Raw genomic sequence first — 17,979 nt, 5'->3', positions numbered from 1 at the left:
GAGCCCCTCATGAAGCTCAGCAAGCGCATCGTCGCCGTCTCCGCCACCGCCCTGCTCGCCACGCTCGCCCTCGGCGGCGCCGCCAACGCCGCGGACAACGCGAACGCCGACGGCCACGGCCACGGCGCGGGCAAGGCCAAGGACCGCTCCTCCCTCAGCCGCACGATCGAGGTCCCGGCGGGCACCCCGAGCATTCCCGCGACGAAGATCGAGCCCGCGTCCAAGGACAACCGCCACAGCCAGACCGTCAAGGCCCCGGCGGGCACCGAGCACACCGCTGCGGGACGCATCGCAGGCAAGTAGCCGCCGCGGTACGAGGCCGGGGGCGGGGCCGCACGACGGGCCCGCCCCCGAGCTCCGGCTCACGCCGTCAGGTCGATCCGCTCCTCACCCGCGTAGATGTTCATGTCCCCGCCCCGCAGGAACCCGACCAGCGTCAGCCCCGACTCCAGAGCCAGGTCCACCGCCAGCGAGGACGGGGCCGAGACCGCCGCCAGCACGGGGATGCCCGCCATCACGGCCTTCTGCGCCAGCTCGAAGGAGGCCCGCCCCGACACCAGCAGGACCGAGCCCGCCAGCGGCAGCCGCCCGGCCTGCAGCGCCCGCCCGACGATCTTGTCCACCGCGTTGTGCCGGCCCACGTCCTCCCGTACGTCGATCAGCTCGCCCGTCGCCGAGAACAGCCCGGCGCCGTGCAGGGCGCCGGTGCGGTCGAAGACCTTCTGCTCCGCGCGCAGCCGGTCCGGCAGCTCCCCGAGGAGCCGCGCGCCCACCCGTACGGGATCGTCCGCGAGCCCCGGGAAGCGGGTCGCGGTGCGCACCGCGTCCAGGCTGGCCTTCCCGCACAGGCCGCAGGAGGAGGTGGTGTAGACGTTGCGCTCCAGGGTGATGTCGGGCACCGGAACTCCCGCGGCGAGCTGGACGTTCACCACGTTGTAGGTGTTCGTTCCGTCCTCGGCGGCGCCCTCGCAGTAGGTCACGGCCCGGACGTCCGACGCCGAGGCGAGCACGCCCTCGCTGGCGAGGAAGCCGACGGCCAGCGCGAAGTCGTCACCCGGGGTGCGCATCGTGATGGCCAGCGGCTTGCCGTTGAGCCGGATCTCCAAGGGCTCTTCGGCCACCAGAGTGTCCGCCCGGGCCCCCGCCGCGCCGTTCCGGATCCGGATGACGCGACGGCGTTCGGTGACCCGTCCCATGTGATCAGTCCATCTGTCTCTGGGGGCGAGGGGCTTCTCCTGCGCCTGGAGCATTCATTCTCCAGGATCCGCTTCGGGCACCTTCCGGGGCTGGATCACCCTCGGGAAGCTCCAAATTCCGGGCACTGAATCCTGTCGGGTCACGCGCCCTCGTACCCATCGGTAGCAGGCAAAGCTGGTACATCCTGACTGCCTTACAAGGGGGGACCCCGCCCATGACCGGTTCACGCGTGGTGGCGCTAGGGCACTACCAACCCTCGAAGGTGATCACCAACGAGGACCTCGCCGCCATGGTGGACACCAACGACGAGTGGATCCGGTCCCGTGTCGGGATCAAGACCCGGCACACGGCCGGACCCGACGAACCGGTGGACGAGCTGGCCTACCAGGCCGCGGGCAAGGCGCTCGCGAGCGCCGGCCTGACCCCGGACGACATCGACCTCGTCCTCGTCGCCACCTCCACCGCGATCGACCGCTCCCCGAACATGGCCGCCCGCGTCGCGGCCAAGCTCGGGATGGGCTCCAGCCCCGCCGTGATGGACATCAACGTGGTCTGCTCGGGCTTCACCCATGCCCTGGCCACCGCCGACCACGCGATCCGGGCCGGCGCCGCCACCCGGGCGCTGGTCATCGGGGCGGACAAGATGACCGAGATCACCGACTGGAGCGACCGCACCACCTGCGTCCTGACCGGCGACGGCGCCGGCGCGGCCGTCGTCGAGGCCTGCGAGGAGCCCGGTATCGGCCCGGTCCTGTGGGGCTCGGTGCCCTCGATGGGCAACGCGGTCCGCATCGAGGGCACCCCGCCGGTCTTCGCCCAGGAGGGCCAGTCCGTCTACCGCTGGACCACCAGCCAGCTCCCCCCGCTCGCCCGCAAGGTCTGCGAGAAGGCCGGGATCACCCCGGAGGACCTGGCCGCGGTCGTCCTCCACCAGGCGAACCTGCGCATCATCGAGCCCCTCGCCGCGAAGATCGGCGCCGTCAACGCCGTCGTCGCCCGCGATGTCGTCGACTCCGGCAACACCTCGGCGGCCTCGATCCCGATGGCCCTGTCCAAGCTGGTCGAGCGCGGCGAGATCCCCTCCGGGGCGCCCGTCCTCCTCTTCGGCTTCGGCGGCAACCTCTCCTACGCCGGCCAGGTCATCAGCTGCCCGTAAGACCCGCGGCAACACCCGGCCCGGAGCCCGCGGCGCCGCCCGTCGCGGGCTGCGGCCCGGGCTCGGCCGCGGGCTCGGCTCCGGGCGCGCGGGACTCCACCGCCAGAGCGGCCACGAGCACCAGGACCAGCGCCGTCAGCTGCCAGACCGCACCGATCCGCATGCCCGCCGCGGCGGTGGCCAGTACGGGCACCACGGCGAGCGCCCGGAACCGTACCGGCCGGATCCCCAGCACCAGCCGGAAGGCGACGTCCCCGGCCAGATAGCAGGCGACCCCGCCCGCGAGGGCGAGGGCGGGTCCGGCCGGAAGCTGCTCGCCCAGGTGCCCGATGCTCTTCTTGACGCCCGCCGAGAAGGCGGCGATGCCCAGCAGCATCGGGATGAAGTAGTAGTAGTACGCGCGCAGCGCCAGCTTGAAACGCAGGTCCGGCGGGCAGCCCGCGAAGACGTGCTCGGCACGCCCCTCGTCGCGCACGAAGTACATCCACCACAGCGCGGCCCCGACGGCCAGCGTCAGGAACGCACCGACGACGATCCCGAAGCTCAGCGGCAGCGAGCCCACACCGATGCCGACCGCGATGATCGACTCGCCGAACACGATGATCAGCAGCAGCCCGTGCCGTTCCACGAAGTGGGCGGCACCGATCCCGCCGAGCTGCTCCTCGATGGTCTTCCCCTCGACGGCGTCGGCGCCGGAGGCCGTCGCCCGCCGCGAGATGAGGGGCGTGACGAACTGGAACACCAGCGCCAGGGCCCACAGACCCAGGGCAGCCACCCCGTCGAACAGCCCGGCGGCCGTCACCGACAGAGCGGACAGCGCGTTCGGCAGCGCGAACCACAGCACCCCGCGCCCGTGGGCCTGGCTGTACAGCGCACTGTGCATGATCACGACGACCAGGTAGCCCAGACCGAAGGCCACCCCGCCGTCACCGAAGGCAGTGGGCACGGCCAGGGCGCACACCAGGAACGCCCCCATGGCGAGCAGGATCAGCAAGCGGCGCACGGGCCGGTCGGGCGGTACCTGATTGGTCAGGTAGGCGTAGCCGCCGTACATCCAGAACAGCACCGTGAAGATCAGCAGCACCCGCCCGGCGCCGCGGAGGGTGAGGTCGTCCGCGAGCAGCACCGTCAGCTGGGTGATGGTGAAGACGAAGACGAGGTCGAAGAAGAGCTCCAGCGTGCTGACGCGATGCTCGGATTCCATACGTGATTCCCCCCTGGACTCGAACGTGCGGCGCCCATCCGATCGCCTCGGCCCGTCCGTGTCCAGCCGGTATCAGCATCCGGGAGCCCCCGGCGCCCCGCCGTGCGACCTGAGAGGTACGCCGATCCCGCCCGGCGGTCTGATGGATCGGCGGCCGCAGCGCCGGAGGATGAAAGCAGGCAGTCGAAGAGCAACGGGAGCAGAACCACCATGATCCGCAAGAAAGCCGCCGTGATCACCGCCGGAGTCCTCGCCACCCTCGGGGTCGCCACCGCGGTCGCCGTGCCGGCGGCGCACGACTGGCTGGAGAACCGGCACCAGGAGTCGAGTGCGTACGCGACCGGCGCCGAGGCGAAGTCGAAGCGTCCTTCCGTACCGCGCTGGCTGCCGGACGACGCGCGGTCGGTCCGGTACGCGATGAAGACCACGGGCGGGGAGCGCCTGCTGAAGACGGCCCTCCCGGACGGAAAGCCCCCGGCCCGGTGCACCCCGGTCCCCGCGTCCGAGGCGAAGGAGATCCAGCTCCGGGCGGACTGGTTCCCGAAGGACGCCCGGGGCAAGGCGGCCCTGCACTGCGGCACGTACTTCGGCTACGTGGACGGAGGCACCCTCTACGCCTGGCAGCACGGGGAAGACCTGATGGCGGGAGAGCGGGCGAACCAGGAGGCCTGACCCGACGAGACTCCGCGTCTCGCCCGGCCCGCGCACCCGCCCCCGGGCATGCCCGCAGGTCAGCGCGGCGCGTCGGACCGGACCCGAGCGAAATACCTGGTCGGAACCCCGCCGAACCTTTGCTATTGTTGTCCATGTCGCCGCGGGAAACCGGGGCCGACCACCTGGTCCGGGTGGCGGAATGGCAGACGCGCTAGCTTGAGGTGCTAGTGCCCTTTATCGGGCGTGGGGGTTCAAGTCCCCCCTCGGACACCAAGGTCAATCGACCAAATGGAGCCGGTCAAACCGACGTAACGTCGGTTTGACCGGCTCTGTTGTTTGTGCCGGACGCGTGGCGCGACCGCGTGGGCGTCTCCGGGTGGTGGCCTTACCAGACCATTGCCCTCGTGCCCGGGGGTGGGCGAAGATCGGCCGGGAATCTTCGCCCTCGGGAGGGTATGCGTGTCCGAAGTCAAGGCCGAGCTGGACCGGTTGATGGGTGTCTTCCTCGGCGCGTTCACCAATGCGGGAGGCACGCGGCCGGATCTGGACGCCGTCCGCGAGGTGTTCATCCCCCAGGGGATGATCATCAAGAACATCGGGGGCGACCCCGTGATCTACGACCTCGACGGCTTCATCGAACCGCGGGAGAAGATCCTCACCGACGGGACCCTGACGGAGTTCCGCGAATGGGAGGTCGCCGAGCGGACCGAGGTCTTCGGCTCGATCGCGCACCGGTTCAGCGAGTACCGCAAGTCCGGATACCTCGACGGCACGTGGTTCGAGGGCTCCGGGCACAAGACCACCCAGTACGTGCGGACGCCCGACGGCTGGCGGATGAGCGCGATGGCCTGGGACGACGTCGCCCCGTAGGGCCACTGGGCCGCAGCGCCCAGGAGCGGAACCGGCCCCCCGCGGACAGCGGGGGGCCGGACGGGTCGGTGGGGGAGCGGTTACGCGACCGGCTGCTGCTGGGTCACGCAGTGGATGCCGCCGCCGCCCGCGCCGAGGCTGTCGGTGTTGAGCTGTACGACGACCCGGCCAGGGAAGAGCTGCTGGAGGGTGACCTTGGCCGCCGCGTCGGCCCGGGTGTCACCGAACTGCGAGGAGATCACCGCGCCGTTGCACACGTAGTAGTTGGCGTACGAGGCCACGAAGTCGGGGTTCGTGGAGCGGATCCGGTCGTAGTCGGGGCCCTGGAGCCTGGTGACCGCGATCGGGCTGCCCTGGGCGCTGGTGGAGGTGGACAGGATCTGGTACTGCTCGCGGGCGTCCTTGGCCCAGATGTCGTTGTCGCTCGCCAGCGGCATCTGGACCAGAGCCCTGCCCGCTTCGAGGAACCGGGACGTGGCGTCGACGTGGTCGTCGGTGATGTCCTGGCCGTAGATGCCCTTGAACCAGATCACCTTGGACGCGCCGTAGGCGGCGCACATGGCCGCCTCCAGCTGCGCCTGGCTCATGTTGGGGTTGCGGTTGGAGTTGATGAGGGAACTGCGCGTGGCCATGAGGGTGCCGGCGCCGTCCGTCTCCACCGAGCCGCCCTCGCCGACGAAGGCGGCGGTGCTGAACCCCACCCCGGCGTAGGCGGCGATCCGGCCGGCCACCAGGGCGTCCTTGGCGTGGCTCTGCTTGTTGCCCCAGCCGTTGAAGTTGGTGCCGAACGCGTCCAGCCCGCCCGCCCCGTTGGTGCGGAACACCGGGCCGCTGTCGCGGATCCAGCAGTCGTCGACGGGGATCGAGCTGATGACGGTGACCGAGGTCCCGCAGGCGCTCTTCGCCTTGGAGACGCTCGCCGAGTTGGCGAGCATGACGACCGGTTCGTACTTCGCGATGGTCTTCGCGATGAGCGCGATGTTCGCCTGCACCCCCGCGAGCTTGTTGCCCCAGATGGAGGTCCGGTCGGGCCAGGCCATCCAGGTCCGGGTGTGCCGGACGGTCTCGCACGGGACGGAGAAGGCCCCGGCCGCCGCGGCCGACGGCCGACCGGCCGCGAAGGCCTGGCCGCCCACCGATGCCAGTGCCGCTCCCGCGGCCGTGAGGCCGGCCGCGGTCAGGAACCCTCGTCTGTCCAGCTTCCCTACGACGTGCTCGTTCATCTCTGATCTCCGATCAGTCAGCCGTGGATGCGCGCATTGCGTGGAACGGGTGAACGGTCGAACGGGTGGATCGACGGGTCGTGGGTGCCGACGCACCCGCGGCCCCCCTCACAGGGCGCGGCGGAGCCGGCGCCTGCAAGGGTGCTGGGGGGTGTTGCAGCCCGGCGTACGGCGGCGGGCCGGAGACTCATCGCGCGGCCGCCGCCCCGACGCCGGCGGCCCACGGGGAGTAGAGGTAGGAGATGGTGGTGGGGGCGCCGGTGATCCGCTTGTTCAGGAAGACCGCGGTGGGCCATTCGGCGACCGGGATCCACAGGACCTGGTCGGAGGCCTTGCGCTGGAGTTCGGCGGCCGCCGAGAAGCGCTTGGCCGGGTCGTACTCGGACCGGGCCCTGTCGGTCAGCGCGTCGTAGGACTCGTCGCTGTAGCCGGCGTAGTTCTGGTAGGCCCCGGTCTGGAAGTTGCCCAGCATGGCCATCGGGTCGGTGACGGAGGCGTAGTACGTCTCCGGGAACATGTCGATGCCCTCGCGGGCGGCCGGGTCGGTGAAGAGGGCGGTGAAGGCGTTCGGGGCGATGGTCTTCAGCTGGATCTTCAGACCGATCCTGGTGCCGGCGTCCTGGACCGCGGTGGCCAGTACCGAGACGTCCTGGCCGATCGGACTGGTGGCCACGGTCAGCGTCTTTCCGGTGGCGCCGGCCTCCTCGATCATCCGCCGGGCCGCCTCGACGTTCTGGCCGGGGGACGGCAGCCTGTCGAAGGCGGACGCGCGGACGGCGTCGGGCGCTTCGGCCCAGATCGCCTTGGCGGTGAGCGAGCTGGTGACGGTGCCGGCGCCGCCCAGGCCGGCCTTGACGAAGCCGCCGCGGTCCAGGGCCAGGGACAGGGCCCGGCGGACCCGGACGTCGCCGAGCGCGCCCTTCATGTTCGTGACGTTGACGTTGACGGTGCTGAGGCCCTCGCCGAAGTACAGGGTCCCGGCGCCGCTCGCGCGCAGCCGGTCGTAGCTCTCGGTGGGGATCAGGTAGCCACCGTCGGCCTCGCCGCTCAGCAGGGCGTTCGTCCGGGCGGTGGCGTCGGTGAGGAAGGTGAAGACGGCCTTCGCGGACTTGGCCCTGGTGCCCCAGTAGCCGTCGAAGCGCCGGAGCTCGATCGACTGGCCCTTCTTCCAGGCGCCGAGCTCGAAGGGGCCGGTGCAGTCCAGGCTGCCGGTGGTGCCGTAGCCCTTGCCCGCCTTCTCCACCCCGGCCTTGGAGGCCACGACGCCGGCGGCGGTCGCCATGTACTGCGGGAACTGGGAATCGGGCTGCCGGAGCTTGACGGTCACCTGGAGCGGGCCGGTCTTGGTGACGGTCTCGACGTTGGAGAAGGCGCTGTTCCAGGCGGCCCCGTTCGCCGGGTCCAGTTGGCGGCGCAGGCTGTGGACCACGTCGTCGGCGCCCATCGTGCCGCCGTCGTGGAAGCGCACGCCCGGGCGCAGGTCGTAGACCCAGGTCCAGTCATTGGGGTGGGTGGCCTTCTCGGCCAGTCCCGGAGCCGTGGTGAGCTGCGGGGTCCACCGCATCAGGCTCTCGCAGACGTTCGACAGGATCGTGTTCGCCGGATAGTCGAAGGCCGAGATGTAGTCCAGCGTCGGCGGTTCCGCGTACACGGCCCAGGTGAAGGAGTCGATCTCGCCCGCGGCGGCGGGGGTGCCGGCGGACAGTCTGAAGGCCGTGTCCGTGCGGCTCCCGCCGCCCTCGGGCGGGCCGGAACAAGCGGCGGCCAGTCCGAGGGCGGTCAGTGCGGCGACGGGCAGCACGTACCGGCGGGTGACGGAGCGGCCTGTGGCGTACCGGCGGGTGGCGTACCGGCGGGTGGCGGCCTGGGGCCGGAGAAGGGATCCGGGCATCGGTGCTCTCTCTTCCAAGCGGGGCGGAGAGGTACGGGCAGGCGGCGGGCGGGTCGAGGCGGGGAGGCTCGGGGGCGGGCCGCCGGCCCGGGCACGGCGAGGGGAGGGAGCAGGTCAGGCGGTGCGGCCGGCTGCGGGGATCTGCTGGGTGATGCAGTGCACGCCGCCACCGCCGTACGCGATCACGCGCGAGCGGACTCCGACGACCTTGCGGCCGGGCAGTGCGGAGGCGATGACGGCGAGCGCGCCCTCGTCCTCGGCGGTGCCCGCGACGGGGACGACGACCCCGCCGTTGGCGACGTAGAAGTTCAGGTAGCCGACCTCGGTCTCCCGGCCGTCGACCTCGACGAGGTTGCTCTGCGGCAGGTCGATGATCGTGAACGGGCGGCCGGCGGCGTCGGTGGAGCCCTCCAGGACGGCACGGTTCACGCGCATGCGCTCGTAATCGGGGTGCGCGGGGTCGCTCGGAAGCTGGACGACGACGGTGGCGGGGGCGACGAAGGCGCAGACGCCGTCCACGTGGCCGTCGGTCTCGGTGTCGAGCAGACCGCCGTACGGCAGCCAGATCACCTTGGTGACACCGAGGCGGGCGACCAGCTCGGCCTCGATCTCCTCCTTGGTCATGTCCGGGTTGCGGTTCGGGTGGAGCAGGCACTGCTCGGTGGTGATCAGCGTGCCCTCGCCGTCGACCGTGATCGCACCGCCTTCGAGGATCATCCGCGAGTCGATGCGGTCCACGTTCAGGTGCGCCAGCAGCGCCGCGGCGATCTTGTCGTCGGTGTCGTAGGGGAAGTGCTTGCCGCCCCAGGCGTTGAAGCGGAAGTCCACGCCCGCCCGGCTGCCGTCCTCCCCGAGGACGAAGATCGGCCCGGAGTCCCGGAACCAGGAGTCGTCGATCGGAAGCTCGATCACCTCGACGTCCTCGCCGCACAGCGCGCGGGCTTCGTCACCGCTGCCGGGCAGCGCGACCATGGTGACCGGCTCGAACTCGGCGATCGCAGCGGCGACGTGCGCGTACTCGACCTTGACCTCGTCGAAGACCTCGCCCCACAGGTCCTGCCTGGTCGGCCACGCCATCAGGCAGCCCTCGTGTTCCGTCCACTCGGCCGGCATGCGGAAAGGTGCCATGATCCACTCCTGTTTGAAAATTCAGTCAGTGCTGTGAGGTGTTCGCATCCTCCATCGAACTGAAAATTCAGTCAATAGTTCTGTCCAGGTTGACGCGAAATCCCACACGCGACGTATCGGGCAAGGGGAGGGGGGCCTCCGTATCGGCATGATCACGGTGCTACCGCCGGAAAAGGGTCCCTGATGTTACGGTCAGGAAAAGCCCCAGGTGACGGACTCGACGGGTAGAGTGACCCTTCGTGTCAGACCGTCGAACGGAAATACTCAGAGCCGCCACGCGAGTGATCGCGCGCCGCGGCGTGCGCGGGCTCCGGGTGGGGGAGCTCGCCGCCGAAGCGGGCGTGTCCACCTCGCTGATCTACTACCACTTCACGGACCGCGCGGGGATCCTGCGCCGCACCCTGGAGTTCATCAGCGACCGTGCCGAGCGCTACACGGCCGAGCGGGAGGACGACCCGGACGCACCGGAGAGCCCGCGCGACGAGCTCAAGCGGTCCCTGCTCCTGGAACTCCAGGAAACCCCGGAAGTGCGGGAGAACAGCACCGCCTGGGGTGAGCTGAGGGCCAGCGCCGTGTTCGACGCCGACCTGCGCGAGGACGTGGCCAAGGCCACGCACAGCTGGGTCCACGAGATCTCCTACCTGCTCGCCCAGGCCCGCCCCGCCGGCACGGCCCCGGAACACGCGGCCGCCGCCGAACGCCTCACCGCCCTCCTCGAAGGACTCAGCGTCCGCTGGCTGAGCGGCTCGCTGCCGCTGGAGCACGCCCGCCGGCTCCTCGCCGACGCGATCGACGGGGAACTGGCCGTCTAGTGCCGTTCAGCGATCGGGAGACGGGCGGCGCGGCCGCCGGAGCGGTGATCGTCGACGCCCTGGAGCTGGTGTCCGACCCGGAACGGGCGGCCCGGTTCGCCGCTGCGGCGCACCGGATCCTTGCCGAGCTCGTCGCCGGGGGCGCCGCGCTGGGCTGGGTCGACCCGCCCGGGCCGGACGAGGTGGCGCAGCTCCTCGACGGGGTCGTGGCCGCCGTGCGGAGCGGGGACGCGGCCCTGCGCGCCGCCTGCGTCGCAGACCGCCTCGTCGGGCTCGGGTACTGGCAGCGCTACGCCCGCCCCACCCACCGGCCGCACGCGGACCTGGAGAAGCTCGCCGTCGCCGCCGGGTCCCACGGACTGGGGCTCGGCCGGGCGCTGACCGCCGCGCTCGTCGAGGACGCCCGCAGGGCCGGGATCGAGGTCCTCACGCTGGACGCCCGGGGCGACAACACCGGGGCCCTGCGGCTCTACGCCTCCCTGGGCTTCACCGAGTACGGGCGGCTGCCCCGTTTCGTCGCCGTCGGCGAACGCCGCTACGACAAGGTGTTCTGCATGCTGGACCTCCGCCCGCCCGCCCCGGGGGACACCTCCGCTTGAAGACGGTGTGCCGCCCGCGCCCCGCGCGCGGACGGCACCGCCGGCGGCGCCCCTACGGGCGCGGTTCGGCCATCGTGGAGCAGTGGATGCCGCCGCCACCGGCCATCAGCCGGTCGACGTCGAGCTGCACCACGGTCCGGCCGGGGAAGGCGGCCGCCAGGGCCCGCTTCGCCGCCGCGTCCTTCACGGAGTCCCCGAACTGGGCGGTGATGACGGCCCCGTTGACCACGTGGAAGTTCATGTACGAGTCGACGAACTCGGGGTTCTTCGAGCGCGTGGTGTCGGGACCGTCGACCTTGATGACGGTGAGCCGCCGCCCCCTGGCGTCCGTGGCCGCGGAGAGGATCGAGAACTGCTCGCGGGCGTCGCGCGCCCAGACGTCGTCGCGGCCCGCCGGGGGCACCTGGACCATGACGACACCGGGGCGGATGAAGCGCGAGGTCACGTCGATGTGGTCGTCGGTGATGTCCTTGCCCTTGATGCCCGGCACCCAGATCATCTTCTCGGCGCCGTACGCGTGCAGAACGGCGTCCTCGACCTCGGCCCGGCTCCAGCCCCGGTTGCGGTTCTTGTTGACGAGGCTGCTCTCCGTGGCCATCACGGTCCCGTCGCCGTCGGTCTCGATCGAGCCGCCCTCGCCGACGAAGTCCGTCTTGCTGAAGGGGAGGTGGGCCTCGTACGCGACGCTCTCCGCGACGTGCCGGTCGTAGGAGTGGGCCTGCTTGTTGCCCCAGCCGTTGAAGTTCAGGCCGATCGCGTCGAGCCCGCCGCGGCCGTCCCGGCGGAAGACCGGTGCGATGTCGCGCATCCAGAGGTCGTCGGTGCCGATGGAGGTGGTCACGGTCACGTCCGGCCCGCACCAGGACCGTGCGGTGGAGGCCGTGTACGCGTCCGGCGCGCACATGACGACGGGCTCGTACTGCGCGATCGTCTTCGCGATCAGTGCGATGTCCTCCTGGACCCCGGTCAGCGCGCGACCGCCCCAGATGGAGGAGCGCGAGGGCCAGGACATCCAGGTGCGGGCGTGGGGAACGTCGTCGAGGTCCACCCGCCAGCGCTGCACCGCCGAGCTCGGGGCCCGGAGCGCCCCCGGCGTCGCGGCGGCCGCGGTTCCGAGTGCCACCCCTGCGGCTCCGAGTCCGGCGGCCCCGAGGACGCGCCTGCGGGAGGGGGCGGAGCCGAAGAACCGGCCGAGGAGCGAGCGGCTGTCGTCGGTGGAGTCGTGCATGGGTGAGCCTCCGGAGGTGGGGGTGCCGAGAGCGGCCATGACCACACTCTGGCACTGACTGAAAATTCAGTCAAGGCGCGGGGTGTGCACGTACGTGATCCCCGCCGACGGGATCTCCGCAGATGGGGGGGAGCGCCGTACGAAGACTGCGGCTCAGGCGGTGCGGGAGAGGCGGTCCAGCTCGGCGGCGATGGACGACACCATCAGCTCGCGGGCGTGCGCGAGGGGCAGGCTGCCGCTGAGCCAGCGCGAGCTCAGCCCCTCGACCAGGGCGGTCAGCCGTTCGGCGGCACCGGAGAGGGCGGCGGCCGGGGCCATGGGATGGGCCTGCCCGAGCAGCTCGCCCACTTCCCGCACCCACACGCGGGTGGCGCCGGCGAGGTCTTCCCGCAGGTCGGGGTCGAACACCGCGCTGGCGCGCAGCTCTCCCCAGGCCGTGCTGTTCTCCCGTACCGCCGGATCGTCCTGGAACTCCAGCAGGAGCGTCTGCTCCAGTTCGCCCCGGGCGTCGAGCGGCGGATCGGCGGGGTCCCGCTCCGTGGTGTACCGGCCGGCGCGGTCGTTGATGAACTCCAGGGTGGCGCGGAGGATCCCCGCGCGGTCCTTGAAGTGGTAGTAGATCAAGGCCGTGGACACGCCCGCCTCGGCGGCGAGCTCTTCCACGCGCAGACCGCGGACGCCGCGCCGGGCGATGACCCGCGCGGCGCCTTCCATGATTGCCGTTCGACGATCAGCCACGGTCCGACACCTTACCGGCAGGTTCCCCGTCGCTCGCCCGGCGGTGACCGAATGTCCAGTCAGAAGACGTTGTGGACGGTGATCCGGGACGGCAGCGTGGCGAAGCCGTCCATCTGGCTCAAGTGCATGCTCGTCCGGAACTCCTCCAAGGCGTGCGCACCTGCCAGCGCGGAAACGTCGACGGTGTCCACAAAGACCTCGCTTTCCCAGAAGCCGCACGTGGTGAGGCGGGGGAAGGCGCGTGGCAGTAGGTCGATGATCTTCTCTGCGGTGAGTGCGTCGTCGATGTCGACGACGTCGAGATGGGTGAGTTGCGCCAGGACGGTGTCGGGCGGAAGGGCGTCGAACGAGGCCGCGTCCAGATTGAGCACGGAGAGCGCCTGGAGGGAGGAGAGTTCCTGCCAGCCTTCGGCCGTCGGCGAGCCGGAGACTCCGAGGGTTTCGAGCAGCGGGAAGCGGCTGATTCCCTTGAGGTCGAACTGGTGGGGGAAGCGGCTGAACATCTGGAGGCGCTGCAGGGGAGCGTGCGGAGGGAAATCGGCCGGCGTCCAGCTCCTGAGCTCCACGCCGGAGACCACGAGGCTGCAGAGGTCGGACAACTGCCACACCGGACCGAGATCCACGTCCGTGGTGATGTCGATGCACAGGTTCCGGAGGGGAAGCCCGACGAGCGGCGAGAGGTCGGAGACCGGCTGGCACAGGTACGTGGTGAAGGTTTCGAGCCGGGTCTGGCCGACCAGGAACGACAGGTCCGGCAGATCGCGGTCCTGGAGTTGCAATTTCGTCAGTGCGTGCCGGGAGAGGTAGGAGGCGAGCACCTCCTCCGAGGGCTCGTCCCGGACGTCCAGGGATTGAACGGATACCCCCAGCCGCTCCAGCAGGTGCACCTGCTCGTCGGAGGTGACGGTGAAGTCCAGACCCTCGGGGTTCAGCCGCGCGATGACTTCTTCCGCGTACCGAGCGGTCTCGAAGCGCGACCAGGCCCACACGAGCTGACTGCGGATCTCGAGGGGCGATTCCCTCGGGGCGGCGTACCGTGCCAGGAAGGGAACCGCGGCGTCGGACCCGACGTGGGAGGCGGCGATGACCACGTTGCGCGCGTCCGCCGGATCGACGGCGTCCGGGCCGGGGAGCAGGTCCAGGATCAGGGGACCCACCTGCGCCAGTGCGCGGGCCTCGTCCTCGTCCTTCGGCGGGATCAGCGTGGCGGTGCGTTCCTCCACCGCCGCACGGACGGCCGGCTCCAGCGTCGTGGCGTGCTCCAGGCAGGCCGCGGCGAGGAGGTAGACGCGGAAGCGGACGCGCTGGTCCTTGATGCGGTCGCCGACGGAGAGCATGTCCCTGAACAGGACCACCCGCTCGCGGGGCCGGCCCAGGGCGACCGCCATGCGGATGACGTCCTCCCACTGGTCGTCGGCCGCGTGCGCGGCGAGCAGCCCGAAGTCGCCCTCCTCCACGGCCGCCCGCGCGCCCAGGAAGTCCTGGAAGGTGCGGTGGACGAAGTCCACCGTTCCCGGGGTCGGTTCGCGGAGCAGGCCGCTGCGCTGGAGGAAGTGCTCGAAGACGGTCGCGGCGTCGCCCAGCGCCGCCGCCTCGGGGACGGCAGGGAGGGCCCGGCCGATGATGTCCTCGGCCTGGGAGCGGTCCATCTCCGTACGGCCGTTCTTGATCAGCCAGTAGGCGAGCCGCTGGAGGAGTTCGAGCTGCGGCTCTTCCCGGAGGTCGGGGACGTTCATGTCCCGCTCCCGGTCCCGGCGGCTGATCAGCATGGACAGGGCGGCCTCGTACACGTCCTTGCGGCCGTGCGGGAGATAGCCCCGCCGGTCGCGGTGGAGTGCGCAGATCAGGCCGCACATCAGGGGGTTGGTGGCCAGCCGGCCCAGGTCGGCCTGCGTCGCGACCGCGGTGAGGAGCTGTGCCTCGTACGCGTCGAGTTCGGCGGCGGATTCGGCCCCGTCGCGGGCGGCCTCGTGCCAGCGCTCGATGAAGGTGGCGGTCTCGGAGCGTCTCATGGCGGACAACGCCAGTTCGGTGAAACCCTCCTCCGTGAGCCAGTCCTGTCCGACGGCCGACGGGCGCGAGGTGACCAGCCAGCGGTTGCCGCCGTCGTACGTGTCGATGAGGTCCCGCAGCCAGCGGCGGGTCCGCTCGCGCTCGGGCTCGGGAATCTCGTCGATGCCGTCCACCAGGACCAGTCCCCGCCCGGCGGTGAGCACCCGGTGCTCCCAGCCGGCGGGCTGGGAGCCGGCGAGGGGGCAGCCGATCGCGGCGAGGAAGTCCTTGGGGGCCGGCAGCCGTTCGCCGTGGCGGGTGAGGGTGCGCAGGGGGAGCACGAAGGGGATCCGGTTGCGGAGGTACGCGGGCCGGTCCGTCCGGTCCTGCTGCGCGGCGGTGACCGCCAGCCACTGGACGAGCGTGGTCTTCCCGGAACCGGCCTCGCCCCGCAGGAGGACGCGGGGGGTGCGGGACAGCGCCTGATCGGCGGGCTGGGGTTCCAGGGTCCGCTGCACCGCGAGGAAGTCCTCCGCGGTCTCGTAGGCCTCCCAGGAGACCCCTGGCCGCCCCAGCGGGGCCGCCTCCAGGCTCAGGTACGCCACGTCCAGCGGCCAGCGCGTCGGCGAGTTGCTCAGGTCGATGCCGTAGATGGTGAGCTTGGAGTGCTTCTTCGCCACGTACGGGAGGTACGTCGCCTCGAACGCGGCGTCCGCTGCGTCGGGGAGCGGGGTCCTGCGGATCAACTCGTCCGTCTTGCGCGTGAGTTCGTCAACGGCACGCGTCTGGCCGACCAGGGCGTGCGCCGTGAAGGTCTTGCGCTGGGTGAAGAACTCCAGGATGTGCAGGGAGGCGACCGCGAGCAGGTCCTCGTAGAAGTGCGTGGCGTCGGCGGAGAGGTGGCGCTCCGGGCGGTCGGCCGCGCGGCGCAGTTCGCGGGCGAAGGACTCCGGGCCGAGGCGGACGGCGTCGACGTCCGTGATCGTGAGGTCGCCGAGGGCGTGCAGGGTCGCGGCCAGGGCGTCGGTGACGGCGTTCTCCTCGTCCGCCGGGATCCGGCGTTCGCCCGTGCCCAGGGCCTGCCGGACGAGGGTGGCGGCCAGGGTGCGCACGTCGGATTCGGTGAGGGTGCGCTTCTCGCCCTTGAACGAGACGTACCCGGAGAGCCGGACCGGCTTGTCGACCAGCCCCGCCCCGGGGGCGTCGGTGACGAAGAACTTCCTGACGAGCGGACCGATCACGGCCGTCGCCAACTTGAGCCCCATGGCTGTGGGTTCCACGTGTGCCCCCCCCGTAGAGCTGTGCCGGTGCCGCCCGACGCGATTCTAGAGTGCGCCCGGCTCGGACCGGCGGGGGAGCGGGCTACGGCATCATGGCCCGTGGGACGGGTGAGGGGGGTTCGCGGTGGCACGGGACGAGACGCGCGGCAGTGTCGTGGTGGCCGGGCGGTACCGCCTGGAAGGCCGGCTGGGCCGGGGCGGGATGGGCACCGTGTGGCGGGCCACCGACGAACTGCTCGGGCGTCCGGTCGCCGTCAAGGAACTGCACGTGGGCGAGGGTGACGGGGACGGTGTGGCCGCGGGGGCGCTGCGCGAGGCGCGGGCCGTGGCGCAGGTGCGCCACCCCCATGTCGTCGTCGTCCACGACGTCGTCGAACACGACGGCCGCCCCTGCATCGTCATGGAACTGGTGGACGGCGGTTCCCTCGCCGACCTGGTCTCCGCCGGGAAGACCCTCACTCCGGTCGAGACCGCGCGGACCGCACTCGCCCTGCTCGGCGCCCTGACCGCGGCGCACGGCCGGGGGGTGCTCCACCGGGACGTGAAGCCGGCCAACGTCCTCATGGAGGCGGGGACCGGCCGGGTGGTGCTCACCGACTTCGGCATCGCCCGGTTCTCCGGCGCCACCACCATCAGCCAGACGGGCGCCTTCGTCGGCTCGCCCGAGTACACCGCTCCCGAGCGGATGCGGGGCGCCGAAGCCGGGCCGGCCGCCGACCTGTGGTCGCTCGGCACGCTCATGTGCACCGCGCTGACCGGGGAATCCCCCTTCCGCCGCGATTCGCTCGGCGGCGTCCTGCACGCCGTCGTATCCGGGGAGATCCGGCCGCCCGCCCAGGCCGGGCCGCTCCTGCCGGTCATCCGGGGGCTGCTGGAACGCGACCCGGAGCGGAGGATGGCGGCGGCCGAGGCGGACCGGCTGTTGTCGGCGTACCTGGCGGGCGGCGGTCCGGTCGGCTCGGTCGGTCCGGCCGGGCGGACGGCCGTACCCGTAGAGGGACGTGCGGACGCGGGCCGTGGGTCTGATTCCGTCGAGCGCGGGCCCGCACCGGCGGACCGGGTGCCCCCGCACGCCGGTGGTACGCCCGCGTCCGTGCCCGCGGACGGCTCCGCCCCCGCCGCCGGATCCACGCCCGCGCCGGAGCCCGAGGGGCTGACGGCCCCTGCCGTGGCCCCGCGCCCGACGGCCAGGCAGCGGGTCGCCACCCGGCGGGGCCTCGGCCTCGGGGTGGCCGCGGCCGTCGTCGCCCTGGTGGCGGGCGGGGTGGTGGTGGGCGCCGGCCCGCTGGGCTCGCTGTTCGGAGTGGTGGAGGAGGGGCGGGGGACACCGAGCGCGCCGTCGGCGGCCGGTGGCTCCGCGAGCCCGCCCGTGACTCCGGGCGGCGGTGGTGTCGCGGGGAGCCCGGCCGGCTCCACCCCGAGTCCCGTGGGTGTGGCCCCGGGCGGCGGGGCGCCCGCCGGATACCGGACCTTCGCCGACCCGCAGGGCTTCGCCATCGCCGTGCCCGAGGGGTACCAGCGGGCCACCGACGACCAGCGGGTCTTCTACGTCTCCCCGGACGGGGCCTTCCGCGTCGGGATCCGGGTGAAGATGCCGGTGCCCGGCGGTCCCCTCGGCGTGATGCGGCAGGCCCACGCGAAGGGCCCGGACACCAACGCCGGTTACCGAGACGGCACGGTCGTCCCCACGACGCACCACGAACTCCCGGCGGCGCTCTGGGAGTTCACCTGGAACGGCTTCGACCCGGCCGAAGGCCCCCGGCACACCTACGACCTCTGCTGGGACCAGAACGGCCGGATGTACGACATCTGGGTCTCCGCACCGGTGGACGAACTCGCCGCGGCCAAACGGCACTTCGACACCGCCGTGGCAACCTTCGTCCCCGGCGCACCCGGCTCCGTCACCCCCTGATCCCGTCGCCCCCGACCCCGACCCCGACCCCGACCCCTCGGCCCCTCCCCGGTCAGGTGCGCAGTACCACCAGCCCGTCCTGCCCGTGGGCCGTC

General features: G+C 71.8%; 15 protein-coding genes and 1 tRNA gene. 8 read left to right on the top strand and 8 right to left on the bottom strand.

Translation table 11 applies throughout. The features are described 5' to 3' along the window. Positions 1–9: 9 nt before the first annotated feature. The gene (locus ACZ60J_RS11890; RefSeq protein WP_469680977.1) at positions 10–303 is read left to right on the top strand and encodes a hypothetical protein; all 294 of its coding nucleotides are present in this window, start codon (positions 10–12) and stop codon (positions 301–303) included. Between the two features lie 59 nt (positions 304–362). On the opposite strand, the gene fdhD is transcribed toward ACZ60J_RS11890, so the two are convergent. Beyond that, the gene (gene fdhD, locus ACZ60J_RS11885) at positions 363–1,196 is read right to left on the bottom strand and encodes a formate dehydrogenase accessory sulfurtransferase FdhD (RefSeq protein ID WP_469680975.1); all 834 of its coding nucleotides are present in this window, start codon (positions 1,194–1,196) and stop codon (positions 363–365) included. Between the two features lie 215 nt (positions 1,197–1,411). Between fdhD and ACZ60J_RS11880 the strand changes: the two genes are divergently transcribed. Continuing rightward, a complete protein-coding gene (locus ACZ60J_RS11880; protein WP_469680973.1) occupies positions 1,412–2,353 on the top strand; it encodes a beta-ketoacyl-ACP synthase III in 942 nt (313 codons plus the stop codon). On the opposite strand, the gene ACZ60J_RS11875 is transcribed toward ACZ60J_RS11880, so the two are convergent. Further along, complete coding sequence (locus ACZ60J_RS11875) at positions 2,340–3,557, bottom strand: low temperature requirement protein A (protein ID WP_469680971.1); 1,218 nt, start codon at positions 3,555–3,557, stop codon at positions 2,340–2,342. The two genes, ACZ60J_RS11880 and ACZ60J_RS11875, sit on opposite strands and share 14 nt — an antisense overlap. Before the next feature lie 210 nt (positions 3,558–3,767). Here ACZ60J_RS11875 and ACZ60J_RS11870 point away from each other — a divergent pair, with 210 nt between their 5' ends. From ACZ60J_RS11870 to ACZ60J_RS11860, 3 genes are all read left to right on the top strand, one after another. Continuing rightward, the gene (locus ACZ60J_RS11870; RefSeq protein WP_469680969.1) at positions 3,768–4,229 is read left to right on the top strand and encodes a hypothetical protein; all 462 of its coding nucleotides are present in this window, start codon (positions 3,768–3,770) and stop codon (positions 4,227–4,229) included. 167 nt (positions 4,230–4,396) lie between these two features. Beyond that, positions 4,397–4,484, top strand: a tRNA-Leu gene (locus tag ACZ60J_RS11865). Positions 4,485–4,670: 186 nt separating this feature from the next. After that, positions 4,671–5,081 (top strand): DUF4440 domain-containing protein, encoded by a 411-nt coding sequence (locus ACZ60J_RS11860; protein WP_469680967.1) that lies wholly within the window; start codon positions 4,671–4,673, stop codon positions 5,079–5,081. An 80-nt stretch (positions 5,082–5,161) separates the two neighbouring features. Here the strand turns inward: ACZ60J_RS11860 and ACZ60J_RS11855 are convergent, their stop codons facing one another. The 3 genes from ACZ60J_RS11855 to ACZ60J_RS11845 form a co-directional block, all read right to left on the bottom strand. After that, positions 5,162–6,304 carry an agmatine deiminase family protein gene (locus tag ACZ60J_RS11855; protein WP_469680965.1) on the bottom strand — a complete coding sequence of 381 codons (1,143 nt, stop codon included), beginning with the start codon at positions 6,302–6,304 and terminating at the stop codon, positions 5,162–5,164. A gap of 187 nt (positions 6,305–6,491) precedes the next feature. After that, a complete protein-coding gene (locus ACZ60J_RS11850; protein WP_469680963.1) occupies positions 6,492–8,195 on the bottom strand; it encodes an ABC transporter substrate-binding protein in 1,704 nt (567 codons plus the stop codon). Between the two features lie 114 nt (positions 8,196–8,309). Continuing rightward, positions 8,310–9,323, bottom strand: a complete 1,014-nt coding sequence (locus tag ACZ60J_RS11845) for an agmatine deiminase family protein (RefSeq protein WP_469680961.1) — start codon at positions 9,321–9,323, stop codon at positions 8,310–8,312. A 239-nt stretch (positions 9,324–9,562) separates the two neighbouring features. On the opposite strand from ACZ60J_RS11845, the gene ACZ60J_RS11840 reads away from it, so the two are divergent. Both ACZ60J_RS11840 and ACZ60J_RS11835 read left to right on the top strand, forming a co-directional pair. Beyond that, positions 9,563–10,135 carry a TetR/AcrR family transcriptional regulator gene (locus ACZ60J_RS11840; RefSeq protein ID WP_469680959.1) on the top strand — a complete coding sequence of 191 codons (573 nt, stop codon included), beginning with the start codon at positions 9,563–9,565 and terminating at the stop codon, positions 10,133–10,135. A gap of 44 nt (positions 10,136–10,179) precedes the next feature. Beyond that, complete coding sequence (locus ACZ60J_RS11835) at positions 10,180–10,734, top strand: GNAT family N-acetyltransferase (RefSeq protein WP_469681521.1); 555 nt, start codon at positions 10,180–10,182, stop codon at positions 10,732–10,734. Positions 10,735–10,786: 52 nt separating this feature from the next. Here ACZ60J_RS11835 and ACZ60J_RS11830 read toward each other — a convergent pair whose 3' ends face one another. The 3 genes from ACZ60J_RS11830 to ACZ60J_RS11820 all read right to left on the bottom strand — a co-directional run bounded on the left by ACZ60J_RS11830 (position 10,787) and on the right by ACZ60J_RS11820 (position 15,957). Beyond that, complete coding sequence (locus tag ACZ60J_RS11830; RefSeq protein WP_469680957.1) at positions 10,787–12,001, bottom strand: agmatine deiminase family protein; 1,215 nt, start codon at positions 11,999–12,001, stop codon at positions 10,787–10,789. Between the two features lie 114 nt (positions 12,002–12,115). Continuing rightward, entirely contained in the window at positions 12,116–12,700 is a 585-nt protein-coding gene (locus tag ACZ60J_RS11825; RefSeq protein ID WP_469680955.1) for a TetR/AcrR family transcriptional regulator, read from the bottom strand. A 59-nt stretch (positions 12,701–12,759) separates the two neighbouring features. Then, positions 12,760–15,957 (bottom strand): NACHT domain-containing protein, encoded by a 3,198-nt coding sequence (locus ACZ60J_RS11820; RefSeq protein WP_469680953.1) that lies wholly within the window; start codon positions 15,955–15,957, stop codon positions 12,760–12,762. Between the two features lie 217 nt (positions 15,958–16,174). Between ACZ60J_RS11820 and ACZ60J_RS11815 the strand changes: the two genes are divergently transcribed. Then, the gene (locus ACZ60J_RS11815) at positions 16,175–17,884 is read left to right on the top strand and encodes a serine/threonine-protein kinase (RefSeq protein ID WP_469681519.1); all 1,710 of its coding nucleotides are present in this window, start codon (positions 16,175–16,177) and stop codon (positions 17,882–17,884) included. Positions 17,885–17,979 lie beyond the last annotated feature (95 nt).

This window comes from Streptomyces sp. NPDC104226, assembly GCF_055584085.1.
Note: the sequence above shows the minus strand (reverse complement) of the source record. Positions and strands in the feature narration are given on the sequence as shown.

Excerpts from the sequence above, each read along its gene's own strand:
- ACZ60J_RS11815 (WP_469681519.1), top strand. The coding sequence starts at position 16,175 with ATGGGCACCGTGTGGCGGGCCACCGACGAACTGCTCGGGCGTCCGGTC.
- ACZ60J_RS11830 (WP_469680957.1), bottom strand. The coding sequence starts at position 12,001 with ATGGCCGCTCTCGGCACCCCCACCTCCGGAGGCTCACCCATGCACGAC.
- ACZ60J_RS11850 (WP_469680963.1), bottom strand. The coding sequence starts at position 8,195 with ATGCCCGGATCCCTTCTCCGGCCCCAGGCCGCCACCCGCCGGTACGCC.
- ACZ60J_RS11890 (WP_469680977.1), top strand. The coding sequence starts at position 10 with ATGAAGCTCAGCAAGCGCATCGTCGCCGTCTCCGCCACCGCCCTGCTC.
- fdhD (WP_469680975.1), bottom strand. The coding sequence starts at position 1,196 with ATGGGACGGGTCACCGAACGCCGTCGCGTCATCCGGATCCGGAACGGC.
- ACZ60J_RS11855 (WP_469680965.1), bottom strand. The coding sequence starts at position 6,304 with ATGAACGAGCACGTCGTAGGGAAGCTGGACAGACGAGGGTTCCTGACC.
- ACZ60J_RS11870 (WP_469680969.1), top strand. The coding sequence starts at position 3,768 with ATGATCCGCAAGAAAGCCGCCGTGATCACCGCCGGAGTCCTCGCCACC.
- ACZ60J_RS11880 (WP_469680973.1), top strand. The coding sequence starts at position 1,412 with ATGACCGGTTCACGCGTGGTGGCGCTAGGGCACTACCAACCCTCGAAG.
- ACZ60J_RS11845 (WP_469680961.1), bottom strand. The coding sequence starts at position 9,323 with ATGGCACCTTTCCGCATGCCGGCCGAGTGGACGGAACACGAGGGCTGC.
- ACZ60J_RS11875 (WP_469680971.1), bottom strand. The coding sequence starts at position 3,557 with ATGGAATCCGAGCATCGCGTCAGCACGCTGGAGCTCTTCTTCGACCTC.
- ACZ60J_RS11820 (WP_469680953.1), bottom strand. The coding sequence starts at position 15,957 with ATGGGGCTCAAGTTGGCGACGGCCGTGATCGGTCCGCTCGTCAGGAAG.